Genomic DNA, 15,799 nt, shown 5'->3' on the forward strand with positions numbered 1-15,799 from the left:
TTCTGATGTCGGAAAAGGATCAGCCCTTAATGAAGGCCAGCAGATCGGCATTCAGCACATCGGCGTTGACGGTCAGCATGCCGTGCGAGAAGCCGGGATAGGTCTTCAGGGTGCCATTTTTCAGAAGCTTGACCGACTTGTGAGCCGAGTCGGCAATCGGGACGATCTGATCGTCTTCACCATGGAGAACCAGCGTCGGAACGCTGATATTCTTCAGGTCTTCGGTCTGGTCGGTTTCCGAGAAGGCCTTGATGCCGTCGTAGTGGGCCTTTGCACCGCCCATCATGCCCTGACGCCACCAGTTCTGGATAACGCCTTCATGCACGGTCGCGCCATCGCGGTTGAAGCCGTAGAACGGGCCTGCCGGTACGTCACGGAAGAACTGGGCGCGGTTTGCGGCAAGCGCGTAGCGGAAGCCGTCAAATACTTCCATCGGCAGGCCTTCCGGATTGGCCTCGGTCTTGAGCATCAGCGGCGGCACGGCGGAAACGAGAACCGCCTTGGCGACGCGGCCGGCGGGTTCGCCATGTTTTGCGACATAGCGGGCGACTTCGCCGCCGCCGGTGGAATGGCCGATATGGACGACGTTCTTCAGATCGAGCGCCTCCACGACGGCAAAGGCGTCGGCGGCATAGTGGTCCATGTCATGACCGTCGGCAACCTGGGCGGAACGGCCATGACCACGGCGGTCATGGGCGACGACGCGAAAACCCTTGGAGAGGAAGAACAGCATCTGCGCATCCCAGTCATCTGAACTGAGCGGCCAGCCATGGTGGAACATGATCGGCTGGGCGTCCTTCGGGCCCCAGTCCTTGTAGAAGATTTCGGTTCCGTCTGTCGTCTTAACAAAGCCCATGATCGTTACTCCTTCGGTTGCGTTGGCATCTCCGGTGCATCCTTTTGCGCGCCGGTTTGATGGAGGGATGATGACGCAGGATAACGGTTGCTACAATTGCAACAATAATTGGGAATGAATTGCTGTTTATGAAATTATCGTGGCGGGCCGATCACGGTACGCGCATCGACCCGCTCCGCGCCCTCATGCAAATGTGAGAACGGAGAGGACAGGCGGACGGTTCCGTGAATTCGGCGCGGCCTCAGTCCACCTCGGGATCGTATTCCCTGGGGCTCTCGTCCTTAGAGAACAGGACGCAGGGCCCACGCGAACCCCGGGGATCATAGGCATATCCCTTCGCGGTCAGCGCCTGCATGATATCGCGAACTCCGGCGAGACCGTAAAGATGGTCGTGCAGTTCCACGAATATCCGCTCCACACCGGAGAGGTCGGCCCTGCCGAGCAGATCGCGTTCCGCACCCTCGATATCCATGACGAGCGCGGTAATGCTCCGGCTGGCGATAAATTCATCGATGTTGGCGGAGGAAATTTCGATGCGCTTTTCATAGGGGCCCTGATTTTCGTCCATGGACGACATCCAGAGATCCCTGCGGACGTAAAAAGGATAGGAGCTCGGCTCATCGGCGGTGAGAAGCCCCTGCGAAAACACGACATTGCCGCGGCAATTGGCCTTGATCACCCGCTCTGCCAGCGCCGCGGTGGAGGGGTTGGCCTCGAAGGCCCAGACAGAAACATCCTCGATGCCGGCAATGATCGAGGTGATGATCCCAATACCGGAGCCCAGCTCCAGCACCCGATCGCCGGGCTTGATGGCTTTCAGGACGCTGCGGGCCTCTTTCGCCTCATAGCTGCCGTCGGTCAGCGCCTGCCAGATGACGGGCGACACCTCATCGGAAGAGAGGGGAAGGGCAATTCCATGCACGTCCAGTATTTCCATGTCTCAAGCCTTTTCGCAAAACCCGGCAGCTTTGCCGCAATGATCCCATATCGACCGGGAATGCTCTACAGCATCGTTGCGGCAACCGGTATCGGTTTTCGCAAGCAACAATATGACGTGGTAAAAATTCAAGATACGGCCGCCGCCAAAACAGGCGCGCCTCAGACGGAACTCCAGGCCACAAGCTCCTTGGCCGGCAACGGTCTGCTGATCAGATATCCCTGAACCTGATCGCAGCCCAGACGCCTGACACATTCATATTGCTCTTCCGTCTCGATACCTTCCGCAATCGTCGTCATCCGCAGACTGCGGCCGACACCGACCACGAATTCCACGATCGCCAGCGCGTCGCGGTCGCTGGTGATATCGCGCAGGAACGAACGGTCGATCTTGATCTTGTCGAAAGGCACGCCGCGCAGATTGGCGAGCGATGAATAACCTGTCCCGAAATCATCCATGGCGATCTGGATGCCGACGGCTTTCAGCCGTGAAAGCGTGTTGATCGTCTGGTCGCTCTTGTTGAGCAGGATCGATTCAGTGATTTCAAGCTCGAGCCGGCTGGGTTCCAGCCCGCTTTTCTCAAGCGCGCCCATGACGTTCTGGATGAGGCTGGTGCTGTGGAACTGAACCGGCGACAGATTGACCGCCACCTTCATGTCCTCGTCCCAGCCCATCGCCTCGCGGCAGGCGGTCTCCATCACCCATTTTCCGAGCGAATGGATGAGACCGGTTCTTTCCGCAACGGGAATGAACACGCTGGGCGGCACATCGCCCCGCACCGGATGTTTCCATCGCAGCAGCGCCTCGAAGCCGCAAAGCTTGCGTGTCTGCGTCGCCACCTGCGGCTGGTAATAGACTTCCATCTCGTCGTTCTGCAGCGCGGTCTGCAAGTCAGCCTCGAAGGACTTTTTCTCGGTCAGCTGCTTCTGCATGCGGACCTTGAAGACACTCGCCCGGCCGGGGCCGATGGCTTTCGCCTCATATAGCGCCAGATCCGCGCGCTTGAACAATTCATCCGCGTCGACGGCGCCGTGCGATATGGCGATGCCGATGCAGGTGCCGATTTTGACCTCCTGCTCGCCAAGCTGGTAGGTGCGGCTGATCTGGTCGATAAGCCTGTTGGCGATGCGGCGGGCGGCATCCTCGTTCAGATCGTCGGAGACGACGGCGAATTCGTCACCGCCCAGACGGCAGACCATATCATAATCGCCGCCGATGCCCGACAGGCGCTGCGCCACGGCCTGAAGCAGCGCATCGCCAGCGTCATGGCCGAGCGTATCGTTGACGTCCTTGAACCCGTCCAGATCGAGCAGAAGGATGGCTGTCGTTCCAGTCCCGCCGAAGGATCGACGCAATCTCTCGATCAACTCCCGCCGGAAAAGCGCGCGGTTCGGCAGTCCCGTCAGCGCGTCGTGATAGGCGTCATGTTCGAGCCGGACATTCTTGGCCTGCAATTCCAGCGTGGCGGCACGCAGATCGTCCGTCAGACCACGCATGCTTTTCTGCGCCCGGTTCAGGAGATCGTTCTGGCGGAGCAGCAATATAACAAGCGCGATACCACACAGTATAAGGCCGCCGGCCAGCGCGGTATAAACGATATGCAGCTTGCGCACATCCTCATGGGCGGTGTCGATAAGGTTGACGTCAAAAGCGACTGAAGACGAGGCGAGCGTCGTCATCGGCGCGTCGAGCGCGCTCATCGCGGAAAGAATATCCGGAACCTCGGCCGGATTGAGATCGCTCAACCGCTGCTCAAGATGGACCAAAATCGCATCAAGATGGGTTACGAGATCCCGCCACTGCTGTTTCTCATTGATGAAGGCGCCCAGATTTCCCTGTTTCAGAAGCTCCAGACGGCTCAGCATAATATCCAGACGCAACTGCAGTTCGTCCCGATCAATCTTGCCAGGGTCAAGGGCGAATACGGCCAGCTTGTTCTGGAGACGCAGATATTCTGCAACCGTCTGGCTGACGGCCCAGGAATCATTGTAGCGGGCGAATTTCTGCAGAGCAGTCTGCCGCTCGGCAATAACGAAAGCGATATAGCCCGTTGCCAGGACGAAGCAACAGATGATCACCGCCACAAGTTTTCGCAAACGGCACCTTTATTCCACTATCAGTTTGGCAACTTGCCATGCTGAGCGCGAGTAGTATGTCTGCTTCTGCAGCTCCGGATCGCTGTCATAAGGATAGATGACGAACAACGGGCCTTTTTCGCGAACTGTCATGTAATTGCCATCCAGCTTGATCGCCAGGATAACGTTAAATTTCTTAAAATCTTCAATCGGTATCGTGCTGACATAGTCGTTGAGAGCGACTGCCGTGACGCTGGCGCCCTTTGCGCCGACGAGATCCATCAATTTTGCCAGCGAAACACCATCGAAACGGACCCGGCCATCATGCCAGGGTGTCGTTGTTTCCACTGTGTCCATGCCAAGCGCTTCCAGCATGTCACGATCAAACACTGCGGCGCCTTCGGCATTCGTATTGGTGATGTTTCCGGATATGGTTAATATCGGTTTTCCTTGCGGTTTGGCAATTTCGCCGGCTCCGGCGCAGGAAAGCCACGCGAGCGACAGGAACGCACTGAGAAGTACCCGGGCGAAACTCATGCTTTTTCTCCATCGATAACGTTCAGGTCGAGGGTTTTCGCCAACCTTTGAAGTTCAAGTGAACCGGTGCCAGTAATATATATCAGGAATCAGTGTTATATCCTCACTGAGATTTTATCCGTATTTTCTCTAGGTTTTGAGTAAACCCTTTGGATAATTTTTCCGCCTTATTGTAATTTTTCGGGCCACACGCCCCGATATGACGCAAGTGGCAGGCTGCGGAGACCCTCCCGTTAATTCACCCGGTTTGGCAAAGGACGAATTGTGTCGAGAACCTTTCCCTCACCGCGCACCTCATCTGATTCGTCTGAGGCAGCCGGATACGCGGCGCCCCATCTGCACGCCGGAGTGAAAGAGGGATGACAGATTCTCCACCGCGGAAAAATCATGCCGATTGCCGGTGCGCGCGGTTGAAACGCGTCGCCCGGACCTTAATATAAAGGCTGTCGTTTCCGTTTCCGGCAATTCCACGAGCTCCGTCGGAAATATCCAGACACATGTTCCGCGCAGCGAAAGCCGCGATGCCGGATATCGTCCGGCCAGGAAAATTCTGTTCACGTCTCCGGGCCGGACGGCATCCGCCGTATCGTCCGCATCATGAAGGTAGCCCCTATGCACACCTATCCCGACATCAAACTTCTCATTGATGGCGAATGGCGAGACGCCGTTTCCGGAAAGACAATCGCCGTGTCCGATCCGGCAACCGACGAGATCATCGGCGCGATTGCGCATGCCGAGAAGGAAGACCTCGATCTGGCGCTGGCCGCTGCCGAGCGCGGTTTCAAACTGTGGCGCGACACCTCGCCCTACGAGCGCTCGAAGATCATGCGCAAGGCTGCCGATATCCTGCGCGAGCGCAAGGACAAGATCGCCTACATCATGACCCGCGAGCAGGGTAAGCCGCTGTCGCAGTCCGCCACTGAAATCATGGGCGCCGCCGATACCATCGACTGGTTCGCGGAAGAAGCCCGCCGCACCTATGGCCAGGTCATTCCCGCGCGTGCGACCGGCGTTTCACAGCTGGCCATCAAGTTGCCGGTCGGCCCTGTGGCGGCATTCACGCCTTGGAATTTCCCGATCAACCAGATCGTTCGCAAGCTTTCCGCAGCGCTTGCCACCGGCTGCTCCATCATCGTCAAGGCACCGGAGGAAACACCGGCATCGCCGGCCGAACTCATCCGCGCTTTCGTGGATGCGGGCGTGCCGGCGGGCGTCATTGGCCTCGTTTACGGCGTTCCCTCTGAAATTTCGGAATATCTGATCCCGCATCCGGTCATCCGCAAGATTTCCTTCACGGGCTCCACCCCCGTCGGCAAACATCTGGCGGCGCTGGCGGGCAAGCACATGAAGCGCGCCACGATGGAGCTTGGCGGCCATGCGCCCGTCATGATCTTTGATGATGCCGATATCGATAAGGCGATAGAGGTCACCTCACTTGCGAAATTCCGCAATGCCGGCCAGGTCTGCGTCGCCCCCACCCGCTTCCTCGTTCAGGATGGCGTGGCGGACCGATTCCTTGAGGGTTTCGTGGAAGCGACAAAGGCCATCAAGGTCGGCAATGGTCTCGAAGATGGCGTCATCATGGGCCCGCTTGCCAATGAGCGCCGCATTCCGGCACTGGAAGGCCTCATCAACGACGCCGTTTCCCATGGCGGCGAATTGAAGACCGGCGGTCGCCGCATCGGCAACAAGGGCAATTTCTTCGAGCCTACGGTTCTCGCCAATGTGCCGACCACCGCCAAAATCATGAATGACGAACCCTTCGGCCCGGTTGCCATCATCAATCGCTTCTCGAGCTTCGATGACGTCATCACCGAGGCGAACCGCCTGCCCTTCGGTCTTGCATCCTATGCCTTCACCGGCTCGGTCAAGACCGCACATGCGCTCGGCCATCAGGTCGAGGCCGGCATGCTGACCATCAACCATAACGGCCTTGCGCTTCCGGAAGTCCCCTTCGGCGGCATCAAGGATTCCGGTTATGGCACGGAAGGCGGCTCGGAAGCGGTTCAGGCCTATCTGGAGACCAAATTCGTCAGCCAAATGAGCTGAGTGTTCCAAAACTTCTTCTCCCCGGACGGGGAGAAGATGGCCCGAAGGGTCAGATGAGGGGGCAAGCTCTCCGCATATCTCTGCGCTCGCCCCCTCATCCCGCTGCCGCGACCTTCTCCCCCTCGGGAAGAAGGCGAAGTCGCAATCGCTCGATCCAATGTCACGCCCTGAAAGTTGCTCAGCACTATCTTGCCTCGAGCCCTATCCTGCCCTAAAAGAACAAAAAGTGAACTTGGGGGGCATTATGAACGACACGGCGGCACCGGCACTGAAGGAAATCTTCAACCACGAAAAACTGCGGCACATCGCCGATCAGACCAAGGCCGTTCATCCGCCCTTCGACGTTTCCGCCTTCATGGCGCTCGCCACCGAAAACCTTGAAGCGCTGGGCATCATGCAGCGTATGCGGCAGGTGGCGACGAGCCTGCATGCGACGCTTCCCGGCGACTATGCCCGCAACATCGAAATCCTGACCGCCGCAGCCCCCGGCATCGGCAATGGCTTCGCATCCATTTCGTTGCCGGAATATGTGGCGCTCTACGGTCTCGATGATTTTGATCTTTCCATGGAAGCGCTGCATTATTTCACCCGCTTCGGCTCCTCGGAATTCGCCATCCGTCATTTTTTGCAAAAGGACTTAGGCGCCACCCTTGCCGTGATGGAAACGTGGTCACGGCACGAGAATGAGCATGTGCGGCGGCTGGCGAGCGAGGGCTGTCGGCCCCGCCTGCCATGGTCGTTCCAGCTCAAACCTCTCATCGACGATCCATCCCCGGTCACTGGTATCCTCGAGGCCATGAAAGCCGACGAGGCGCTTTATGTGCGCAAATCCGTCGCCAATCATCTGAACGACATCACCAAGGACAATCCCGCTTTCGTACTGGCGCTCATCGATGCATGGCCGAAGGACAATCCGCATACGCGCTGGATTACACGGCAGGCCCTGCGCACCTTGATCAAGAAGGGCGACGCCGCCGCACTTGCCCATCTCGGCGCGCATGAGGAAGCGGAAATTTCCCTTGCGGCATTTCAGGTTACGCCGGACGAGGTTGCGCTCGGCAATCCGGTGCGGATTTCAGCCTCTTTCACCTCAACGGCGAAACGCCCGCAGAAACTGGTGATCGACTACGCCGTGCATTACGTGAAGAAGAGCGGCGACGCCTCGGCGAAAGTCTTCAAGTGGAAAGAAATCGAGCTTCAGCCTGGCGAGACATGCGCGCTGTCGATCAGCCGCGCCATACGCGATTTCACCACCCGCAAACACTATCCGGGCATCCACAGGGTCGACCTGATGATCAACGGCAAGCTTGTGGCGGAAAGCGCCTTCGAGCTTCTGGGGTGATCACGGCTCACGCCGCCGGGAAAATCTTCGCCCGGCGGATGATGACGGAACCGCGGTCTCCGGCGGCGACATCGTTTTCCGGCGGCACGTCGAACTCGAGAAGGTCGCCGCCATCGGTGCTGGCGATCACCCGACGCTCGCCCGCGCGGTCGAGAACCCGCGCCACAGAGGCCGGAATGCCATCATGCAAATCTTCCCATTCGAGATCGCCGGGTCGAGCATAGATGTCCACCGCGCCATCGCCTTGCGCGTAAGAGAAAGGCAGTTCGTTATCGCCGACATAGACCTTGCCGCCGCGCGCCACGCCCGACACGCGGTTGGCGTCGCCCAGAAAGCGCATGACGAAGGCGCTGTTCGGCTGGCGGCAGACCTCCTTCGGCGTGCCCTGCTGCACGATCTCGCCCTGATTGAGAATGACGACACGGTCGGCGAGATCCAGCGCCTCTTCCTGGTCATGCGTCACGAAAATCGTGGTGATGCCCAGCGCATCGTGAATTTCGCGCAGCCAGCGGCGAAGATCCCGTCGCACATTGGCGTCCAGCGCCCCGAAAGGCTCATCAAGCAGAAGCACCTTCGGATCGACCGAAAGCGCACGCGCCAGCGCCACGCGCTGCCGCTGCCCGCCGGAAATCTGCGCCGGGAAACGGTCGCCCAGCCCATCGAGCTTTACCAGCCGCAGAAGCTCTTCGACGCGGGCGTCGATTGCCGCCTTGTCCCGCTTCACCTTCGAGACCTTCATGCCGAAAGCGATGTTTTGATGCAGGGTCATATGCGGGAAGAGCGCGTAATGCTGGAACACGAAACCGACGCCGCGGTCCCGCACCGGAATATTGGTGGCGTCCTCGTCGCCGAAAAAGATACGGCCGCCATCGCTATATTCGAGGCCGGCGACCATGCGCAAAATCGTGGTCTTGCCGGAACCCGAGGGACCGAGCAGCGCCAGAAGCTCACCGCTTTCGATATCCAGCGAAACATCGCGCACGGCGCGGAAGGTATCGAAGGTCTTCACCACATTTTCGAGGCGGATTTTCATGGGAATCAGGTCTCCGTGGCGATGGCGGCATCGCCGTTGATCTTCTTGGCCCCGCGCCCGGCGCCGCGCCGTTCCAGCGCCACCTTGGCGATGATGGTAACGACGGCGAGGGTAGCGAGGATCGAGGCCGAGGCAAAAGCGCCGGCCGTCTGGTAATCGTGGTAGAGCAGTTCGATGTGCAGCGGCAGCGTATTGGTCTGGCCGCGAATATTGCCCGATACGACTGATACCGCGCCGAATTCACCCATCACGCGGGCGTTGCACAGGACGACACCATAAAGCAGCGCCCATTTGATATTCGGCAAGGTAACCGAAAAGAAAGTGCGCCAGCCGGATGCGCCAAGCGAGGTTGCCGCCTCTTCCAGATCGCGGCCCTGAGCCTGCATCAGCGGGATGAGTTCCCGCGCCACGAAAGGTGCCGTGACGAACATCGAGGCGATGACGATGCCGGGCAGCGCAAACAGTATCTTGATGTCATGCGCATCGAGGAACGGACCGAAAAGCCCCTGCAGACCGTAAACGAAAAGATAGGCGACACCGGCGACAATCGGCGAGATGGAGAAGGGTATTTCGATCAACACCAGCAGGAAGCGTCGACCGGGGAAATCGAACTTGGTGATCGCCCATGCGGCTGCAACACCGAAGGCCGTGTTGACGGGCACGGCGATCAGCGCCGTCAGCACCGTCAGCATGATGGCGTGGCGGGTATCTGGATGGGTGATGGTCGCCGCATAGGCCTTCCAGCCCTGCGAAAAGGCTTCGATGCCGATAACGATAAGCGGCGCCACGACCAGCAGCGCACCCATGACCAGCACGAAACCGATCAGGCTGCGGCGAACGAGAGGCGCGTCACCGACACGCGGCGGCTTGCGATGGGAAGAAACGGCGCTCATCTCTCAGCCCCTCACCGTATAACGAAGCGCGCGCGCCTGCAGATAATTGGTCACCGCCAGCATCACGAAGGCGGTGATGAGCAGCACGGAAGCGATGGCGGCGGCAGCCTGATAATCATATTCCTCCAGCCGGATGAAGATCAGCAGCGCCGTGATTTCCGTCGAGAACGGCTGATTGCCGGCGATGAAGATGATCGCCCCGAATTCGCCAAGGCTGCGGGCGAAGGATAGCGACAGACCGGCCAGCAATGCCGGCGTCAACAGCGGCAGGATGATCTTGCGGAAGATTTCAAAATCGGAACCACCGAGCGACTGCGCCGCCTCCTCAAGCGCCGGATCGAGGTCTTCGAGCACCGGCTGCACGGTGCGCACGATGAAGGGCAGGCTGGTAAAGGCCATCGCCACCATGATGCCCAGCGGCGTGTAGGCCACCTTGACGCCGAATTGCGCAAGTACCGAGCCGAACAAGCCATTGCCTGCGAACAGTGTCGTCAGCGCAATGCCGGCAACGGCGGTGGGAAGTGCAAACGGCAGATCGACGATTGCGTCGACAATGCGCCAGCCGGGGAAACGGTAACGCGTCAACACCCAGGCGAGCGCCAGCCCGAAAACAACGTTGAATAGCGTGGCGACCAGGGCGCTAAGCACGGTAACACGATAACTTGCGACCGCGCGCGGTGAAGAGATGATCGACCAATATTCGGCAGGGCCGAGGCTTGCCGCCTTGAACACCAGCGCCGAGAGCGGCAGGAGCACGATGATGGCGACATAAGTCAGGGTGATGCCAAGGGATAATTTCAGCCCCGGCAGAACATTCCGCTTCAAACCCGCCCCCAATTCATCAAAAAGCGACCCGGCAGTTTCCCGCCGGGTCTTTTACCTGTTATGTATCGCTGTGATTAACGGCTGCCATAAAGCGTATCAAGCGTCGCACCGGATGCAAAATGCTCTTTCTGGATTTTGTCCCAACCGCCGAAGACATCATCGACGTTGACAAGGCGAACGGCCGGGAACTTGTCCTTGAATTCGCCGACAACCTTTTCATTGTGGACGCGGTGGCCAAATTCGGCGGCGATGCGCTGACCTTCCTCGGTATAGAGGAAATCGAGATAGTTTTTCGCCAGATCACGCGAGCCGCGCTTTTCGACCACCTTGTCCACCACGGCCACCGGGAATTCGGCCAGCAGGCTGACGGAGGGCACGACGCCTTCCACCTTGTCTGCGCCATATTGCTTGGCGATGCCACGGGTCTCGGCTTCGAAGGTGATCAGCACGTCGCCGATTTCACGCTCAACGAAGGTGGTGGTGGCGGCGCGGCCTCCGGTGTCGAACACCGGCGTATTGTCGAAGATTTTCTTGACGAATGCCTGAACCTTCGCGTCGTCGCCATTAAACTTCTCCTTGGCGTAAGCTGTGGCGGCGAGATAGGTGTAACGGGCGTTACCCGAAGTCTTGGGGTTGGGGAAAACGATCTTTACGTCGTCGCGGGCAAGGTCGTCCCAGTCCTTGATGCCCTTGGGATTGCCGGCGCGCACGAGAAATGACGGGAAGGAATAGAACGGCGACGCATCGTTCGGGAAATCCTTCTTCCAGTCGGCGGAAACGAAGCCCTGCTTCACCAGAAAATCGACATCGGTCACCTGGTTGAAAGTGACAACGTCTGCTTCCAGCCCCTCGACGATGGCGCGCGCCTGCTTGGAGGTGCCGGCATGCGACTGGTCGACAGTTATGCCCGGATGCTGCTTGATGAACGCCTCATTCTCAGCCGCAAAAATTTCGCGGGCAATATCATAGGACGCGTTGAGGATGGTCGTCGGCGATTGGGCCTGCGCCGCACCTGCCAAGAGGGCAGCAATAGCGCTACCGATGATGAGAAGACGTTTCATGAATACCCCCGGCAATTCGAATGGCGCTCAACATAGCGGGCGAACGCAACAGGGGCGAGAAACAGTCATGCTTTCCCGGCGCACGCACTGGAAATTTAACCCAAAGAACATCGACTACAGAGGCGATCATTTCATATACGCCAAGAAGCCGGATTTCTTTTGCGTCGATTTAAAGACGATGATCGGGAAACAGATTGCCGGAATGCGCGACAAAATAAGGCGCGATGTCTTCCTCCCGCACCTCATCCAGCCGCGCCGGCTGCCAGAGGGGATTGCGGTCCTTGTCGACCAGCGCCGCGCGCACGCCTTCGTAAAAATCATGCTGGCGCAATATTTCTATGCCGGCGGCGAATTCCCGCTCCAGGCATTCGATGAGGCTCGCGCTTTCGCGGCCGAGACGCAGCAGCTTCAGGGTCAGTTTCAGACTGGTGGGCGAGCGTTTTTGCAGGACCTCGAGGGTCTCGCGCGAAAACGCATCCTGGCGCGCCGAAAGGGCGGCGAAAATCTCCTCGACCGTGTCGAAACGGAATGTCGCGTCGATGATATCCCGATTTATGGATAAAACGCCTTCACCGGCCTCAACCGCCTGCGCCGTGATCGCCGCCTCGATGCTCTCCACATCTGCGGCCCTGGACAGGTCTTGGACCAGACCGTTGAGACGGTCCGAAGGAACACTATAATCGGCAAAACCGGCATAGATGGCATCGGCGGCAGTGACGGCGTTGCCAGTCAGTCCCAGCCATGTGCCGCATTCGCCCGGCGCTCGTGGCAGTAGCCAGGAGCCGCCGACGTCAGGAAAGTAACCGATTCCGGTTTCCGGCATGGCGAGTTTTGTGCGTTCGGTGACGATGCGATGGCTGCCATGGGCTGAAATGCCGACGCCGCCGCCCATGACGATACCGTCCATCAGGGCGATATAGGGCTTGCTGAAGCGGGCGATACGATAATTAAGCGGGAATTCTTCCCTCCAGAAATCAAGCACCTGTGGGTCGCCCGCCTTGCCGAGATCGTGAATTATGCGGACATCGCCCCCGGCGCAAAGCCCCCTGTCGCCCTCTCCCGTCAGCACCACGCAGGAAACATCGGGGTCCTCCTCGAAACGCTGAAGCGCCTGAAACAGGTCGCGCACCATCGGCAATGTCAGGCTGTTGATGGCCTTCGGGCGGTTGAGGCGAATGATGCCGGCCCCTCCCCGTTTTTCGATGATGACCTGTGCATCCGCTTCCGTTCTCCGTTCCAAGGTCGCCTCCTCCGCTGCCCATTCATCCCGCCATCTTGGCGGCCTTGGCGCGATCGCGCAATGTTGATCTTGTCCTGCGGGAACGTCTTTCGCTCAAACCGCGTCAATAGATAGAAAATGCCGGAAATCCGTTTTCGCAATGCAGCATGTTTGCTTGACGCCCGGAAAATCATGGCATGTAATGGGTTCTGGAAATGCCGGCATTGATTCCTGTCGAGCGTGTGCCGGACCAAAGCGGAATGTCGCCTTCTCATAGGCGCTGTAAACAGCAACGGGAGACGAGCATGCAGGTTTCGGAACATGAATGGATCAGTAAACGGGCATATACACTCTGGGAAAAGGAAGGCCACCCGCATGGGCGCGATGCGCACCATTGGGAACAGGCCAAACATGAATTTTCGCTGCTGAAGACATCGGAAGCGACGAAACCCGCCACGCGCAAGAAGGCCGCTCCCAAGGCCGCTGCTGCAGAATCCGGACCGGATGCGGAAGCCCCGGCAAAACCCAAGGCTCGCGCCCGCAAGGCTGCCGCCACGAAGTAGCGGCCCGTAAAGCTAAGCTGACGCCATAAATGAAAAAGCCCGACTATCATGCCGGGCTTTATCTGTTTAGCGCGGGTCACAACCCGGATCGCCGATCCGGCAGCCGTTGCGAAAATTTTCCGAAGCAGGCGCACGGCGCGGGTCATCCCATTGGCGACGCTCTGGGCGACGCTGGCCTTCATCCTGGTTCCGCTGGCCATCGCGACTGCGGTCTCGGTTCTCATCTTCGAAGCGGCGGCGGTCGTCGTCGCGACGCGGCCTGTCCCGATTTCGGTCGCCCTCATTCCAGTCGCCATAGCGACGTTCCCAGCGCCCCTCATTCGGGCCACCCTGACGGGGGTCACGCCACTCGTCACGCGGACGTGGACGATTCCAGTCGGCGCGGGGCGGCGTGGCGTTCCAGTAACCGCCGGACGGCGGCGGACGACGCCAGCGGTCGCGCTCGCGGTAGAAGTCGCGGTCGCGATAATAACGGTCCCAATAACGGCCGACCTCGAAGGTGATCACCGGCACGCCAAGATCGCGGTAATAACGCGGCTCGACATAGACCCGGTTCTGCCTGTAGGTCGTGGCAATGTAACGCCCGGCCACCCAGCCGCGACCGCCCACAAACGAGACGTCACACCACGGCGTATCGGAAAGGCAGCCGTGGACGGTAAGCGGCGCGCCATTTGGGATCACCACGACGGCCGGATAGGCCGTGCTCGGGCCGGAGCGCATATTCACATTCGCGGTGGCGAAACCGCGCGTCGCAGCCTCGGCAAGAGCCGGCGCGGCGAGCATGGCCACCAGCGCAATTGCGCCTAACAGTTTTTTCTTCACTTCTTTCTCCTCAAGCAAAGGCCCGCTTAGCCCTTGTCGGCATCCACCGTGTTCGATGGACGAGTACGCGTTCCGCATACTGCCACGATCGGAAAATACGCACTGCTCCATGAACGCAGCATGAAACAAATGAAACGCTCTATCAGTTCCACCTGCGGCAATGAGCGCCCGACAAATTACCGCCGTTATGGACCGCCGGTCTTGACTTCGGGGGGCAATCATCCGACTTCAATGCAACAGCAATATGGAGCAGACCCATGAGCGAAACCGCACAGACGACCGTCGACCAGAGCGAAGTGGATCGCTTCTCCGCGATGGCTGCGGAATGGTGGAGCCCAACCGGCAAGTTCCGCCCGTTGCATAAGTTCAATCCGGTGCGGCTCGAATATATCCGCAACCGCATCTGCGACAATTTCGGCCGCGACCCGAAGGCGCACCGCCCGCTGGAAGGGCTGCGCATATTAGACATTGGCTGCGGCGGCGGCCTTCTCTCCGAACCCGTTGCGCGCATGGGTGCGGATGTGGTGGGCGCCGATCCCTCGGAAAAGAATATCGGCATCGCCTCCACCCATGCCCGCGAAAGCGGGGTCAGCGTCGACTACCGCGCCGTGACTGCCGAGCAGTTGCAGGAAGCCGGCGAAACCTTCGACGTCATCCTCAACATGGAGGTGGTCGAGCATGTGGCCAATGTCGATCTTTTCGTCACCACCTGCGCGAAAATGGTGCGGCCCGGCGGCCTGATGTTCGCGGCCACCATCAACCGCACGCTCAAAGCCCGCGCATTGGCAATCTTCGCCGCCGAGAACGTTCTGCGCTGGCTGCCGCGCGGCACGCACCAGTATGAAAAGCTGGTCCGCCCGGAAGAACTCGAGCGGCCGCTGGTGGCGAGCGGCATGGATATCATCCACCGCACCGGCGTCTTTTACAACGTGCTGCAGGATCGCTGGAATCTCTCACCGGATATGGACGTCAATTATATGATGCTGGCGAAGCGGCAAGCGTAGACGACGTTCACACGGGGATAACCTGCACCTGGGAAAGCAGTTCCGTCTGCCCGGCGGCGTTCATCCCGGCGATTTCCTTGACGCGTGTTCGATCGATTTTGATTGGGGCGCCGTCAGGCCCAAAAGGCCTCTTGAAATCAAAGGCCCGCGCCGATGGGCCGTGGTCGTGCAGATGCTCCAACCGCTCAATAGCCTCGGGCCAAACAGGTTGATGTTCGTCATCAACCCACCACAGCACCAGTGCCGGCCACCGTTGCGCGATGTTCCAGTTCCTACCGTGCTTCAGCGCCTCAGCGTGCACTCCGGAGTAAGAATAGGCCATCAGCGATTCGATGTCCCGCCAGAGCGAAAACGACGAAACGCCGCTCGCGGCACCGTATTCTTTCAGGAATCGCGGAAAAACCTGAACGCCCCAACTTGGCGGACCCGGCTCGCCATCATAGCCGGACCTTGCGATGAATCCCTCCGAACGTTCTGCCGCCAAAAAGTTGAGCGGCTCCCGCCGCGCAAACCCGGCAACACGCGGATCGTCATAGGGCGCGATCTGTATTCCGAAATTGTAGATCGCGAGGCGCATGACCGA

Annotated in this window: 15 protein-coding genes; 4 read left to right on the forward strand and 11 right to left on the reverse strand. The window is 59.3% G+C overall.

Translation table 11 applies throughout. From position 1 onward, the window contains the following. Nucleotides 1-19 precede the first annotated feature (19 nt). The 4 genes from AGR1_RS18005 to AGR1_RS18020 all read right to left on the reverse strand — a co-directional run bounded on the left by AGR1_RS18005 (nt 20) and on the right by AGR1_RS18020 (nt 4,405). The gene (locus AGR1_RS18005) at nt 20-856 is read right to left on the reverse strand and encodes an alpha/beta hydrolase (protein WP_149147763.1); all 837 of its coding nucleotides are present in this window, start codon (nt 854-856) and stop codon (nt 20-22) included. A gap of 241 nt (nt 857-1,097) precedes the next feature. Then, a complete protein-coding gene (locus tag AGR1_RS18010) occupies nt 1,098-1,793 on the reverse strand; it encodes an FkbM family methyltransferase (protein WP_080795451.1) in 696 nt (231 codons plus the stop codon). 161 nt (nt 1,794-1,954) lie between these two features. Further along, the gene (locus tag AGR1_RS18015) at nt 1,955-3,889 is read right to left on the reverse strand and encodes an EAL domain-containing protein (RefSeq protein WP_136902947.1); all 1,935 of its coding nucleotides are present in this window, start codon (nt 3,887-3,889) and stop codon (nt 1,955-1,957) included. 9 nt (nt 3,890-3,898) lie between these two features. Continuing rightward, nucleotides 3,899-4,405, reverse strand: a complete 507-nt coding sequence (locus AGR1_RS18020) for a molybdopterin-dependent oxidoreductase (protein WP_080795448.1) — start codon at nt 4,403-4,405, stop codon at nt 3,899-3,901. A gap of 612 nt (nt 4,406-5,017) precedes the next feature. Here AGR1_RS18020 and AGR1_RS18025 point away from each other — a divergent pair. Next, nucleotides 5,018-6,454: an NAD-dependent succinate-semialdehyde dehydrogenase gene (locus AGR1_RS18025; protein ID WP_149147764.1), complete on the forward strand. Its 1,437-nt coding sequence runs from the start codon at nt 5,018-5,020 to the stop codon at nt 6,452-6,454. A gap of 244 nt (nt 6,455-6,698) precedes the next feature. Further along, nucleotides 6,699-7,796: a DNA alkylation repair protein gene (locus AGR1_RS18030; protein WP_149147765.1), complete on the forward strand. Its 1,098-nt coding sequence runs from the start codon at nt 6,699-6,701 to the stop codon at nt 7,794-7,796. Between the two features lie 7 nt (nt 7,797-7,803). Here AGR1_RS18030 and AGR1_RS18035 read toward each other — a convergent pair whose 3' ends face one another. The 5 genes from AGR1_RS18035 to AGR1_RS18055 all read right to left on the reverse strand — a co-directional run bounded on the left by AGR1_RS18035 (nt 7,804) and on the right by AGR1_RS18055 (nt 12,848). Then, nucleotides 7,804-8,829, reverse strand: coding sequence for a sulfate/molybdate ABC transporter ATP-binding protein (locus AGR1_RS18035; RefSeq protein WP_149147766.1), 1,026 nt, complete (start codon nt 8,827-8,829; stop codon nt 7,804-7,806). Between the two features lie 5 nt (nt 8,830-8,834). After that, nucleotides 8,835-9,722, reverse strand: coding sequence for a sulfate ABC transporter permease subunit CysW (gene cysW / locus AGR1_RS18040; RefSeq protein ID WP_149147767.1), 888 nt, complete (start codon nt 9,720-9,722; stop codon nt 8,835-8,837). 3 nt (nt 9,723-9,725) lie between these two features. Further along, the gene (gene cysT / locus AGR1_RS18045; protein WP_187772224.1) at nt 9,726-10,547 is read right to left on the reverse strand and encodes a sulfate ABC transporter permease subunit CysT; all 822 of its coding nucleotides are present in this window, start codon (nt 10,545-10,547) and stop codon (nt 9,726-9,728) included. Between the two features lie 74 nt (nt 10,548-10,621). Beyond that, nucleotides 10,622-11,608 (reverse strand): thiosulfate ABC transporter substrate-binding protein CysP, encoded by a 987-nt coding sequence (gene cysP, locus AGR1_RS18050; RefSeq protein WP_149147769.1) that lies wholly within the window; start codon nt 11,606-11,608, stop codon nt 10,622-10,624. A gap of 169 nt (nt 11,609-11,777) precedes the next feature. Continuing rightward, the gene (locus AGR1_RS18055; RefSeq protein WP_080795426.1) at nt 11,778-12,848 is read right to left on the reverse strand and encodes an enoyl-CoA hydratase/isomerase family protein; all 1,071 of its coding nucleotides are present in this window, start codon (nt 12,846-12,848) and stop codon (nt 11,778-11,780) included. Nucleotides 12,849-13,132: 284 nt separating this feature from the next. Here AGR1_RS18055 and AGR1_RS18060 point away from each other — a divergent pair, with 284 nt between their 5' ends. Further along, on the forward strand, nt 13,133-13,390 hold the full coding sequence (locus AGR1_RS18060; protein WP_080795423.1) for a DUF2934 domain-containing protein: 258 nt from the start codon (nt 13,133-13,135) through the stop codon (nt 13,388-13,390). A gap of 66 nt (nt 13,391-13,456) precedes the next feature. Here the strand turns inward: AGR1_RS18060 and AGR1_RS18065 are convergent, their stop codons facing one another. Next, entirely contained in the window at nt 13,457-14,212 is a 756-nt protein-coding gene (locus AGR1_RS18065) for an SH3 domain-containing protein (RefSeq protein ID WP_121459762.1), read from the reverse strand. A gap of 257 nt (nt 14,213-14,469) precedes the next feature. Between AGR1_RS18065 and ubiG the strand changes: the two genes are divergently transcribed. After that, nucleotides 14,470-15,216: a bifunctional 2-polyprenyl-6-hydroxyphenol methylase/3-demethylubiquinol 3-O-methyltransferase UbiG gene (gene ubiG / locus AGR1_RS18070; RefSeq protein WP_149147770.1), complete on the forward strand. Its 747-nt coding sequence runs from the start codon at nt 14,470-14,472 to the stop codon at nt 15,214-15,216. 7 nt (nt 15,217-15,223) lie between these two features. Here ubiG and AGR1_RS18075 read toward each other — a convergent pair whose 3' ends face one another. Next, nucleotides 15,224-15,793: a DUF3291 domain-containing protein gene (locus tag AGR1_RS18075; protein ID WP_149147771.1), complete on the reverse strand. Its 570-nt coding sequence runs from the start codon at nt 15,791-15,793 to the stop codon at nt 15,224-15,226. Between the last annotated feature and the right edge of the window lie 6 nt (nt 15,794-15,799).

The sequence above is a fragment of the Agrobacterium sp. B1(2019) genome (assembly GCF_008274755.1).
Classification (GTDB): domain Bacteria; phylum Pseudomonadota; class Alphaproteobacteria; order Rhizobiales; family Rhizobiaceae; genus Agrobacterium; species Agrobacterium salinitolerans.

Excerpts from the sequence above, each read along its gene's own strand:
- AGR1_RS18005 (WP_149147763.1), bottom strand. The coding sequence starts at position 856 with ATGGGCTTTGTTAAGACGACAGACGGAACCGAAATCTTCTACAAGGAC.
- AGR1_RS18010 (WP_080795451.1), bottom strand. The coding sequence starts at position 1,793 with ATGGAAATACTGGACGTGCATGGAATTGCCCTTCCCCTCTCTTCCGAT.
- AGR1_RS18020 (WP_080795448.1), bottom strand. The coding sequence starts at position 4,405 with ATGAGTTTCGCCCGGGTACTTCTCAGTGCGTTCCTGTCGCTCGCGTGG.
- AGR1_RS18025 (WP_149147764.1), top strand. The coding sequence starts at position 5,018 with ATGCACACCTATCCCGACATCAAACTTCTCATTGATGGCGAATGGCGA.
- AGR1_RS18030 (WP_149147765.1), top strand. The coding sequence starts at position 6,699 with ATGAACGACACGGCGGCACCGGCACTGAAGGAAATCTTCAACCACGAA.
- AGR1_RS18035 (WP_149147766.1), bottom strand. The coding sequence starts at position 8,829 with ATGAAAATCCGCCTCGAAAATGTGGTGAAGACCTTCGATACCTTCCGC.
- cysW (WP_149147767.1), bottom strand. The coding sequence starts at position 9,722 with ATGAGCGCCGTTTCTTCCCATCGCAAGCCGCCGCGTGTCGGTGACGCG.
- cysP (WP_149147769.1), bottom strand. The coding sequence starts at position 11,608 with ATGAAACGTCTTCTCATCATCGGTAGCGCTATTGCTGCCCTCTTGGCA.
- AGR1_RS18060 (WP_080795423.1), top strand. The coding sequence starts at position 13,133 with ATGCAGGTTTCGGAACATGAATGGATCAGTAAACGGGCATATACACTC.
- ubiG (WP_149147770.1), top strand. The coding sequence starts at position 14,470 with ATGAGCGAAACCGCACAGACGACCGTCGACCAGAGCGAAGTGGATCGC.
- AGR1_RS18075 (WP_149147771.1), bottom strand. The coding sequence starts at position 15,793 with ATGCGCCTCGCGATCTACAATTTCGGAATACAGATCGCGCCCTATGAC.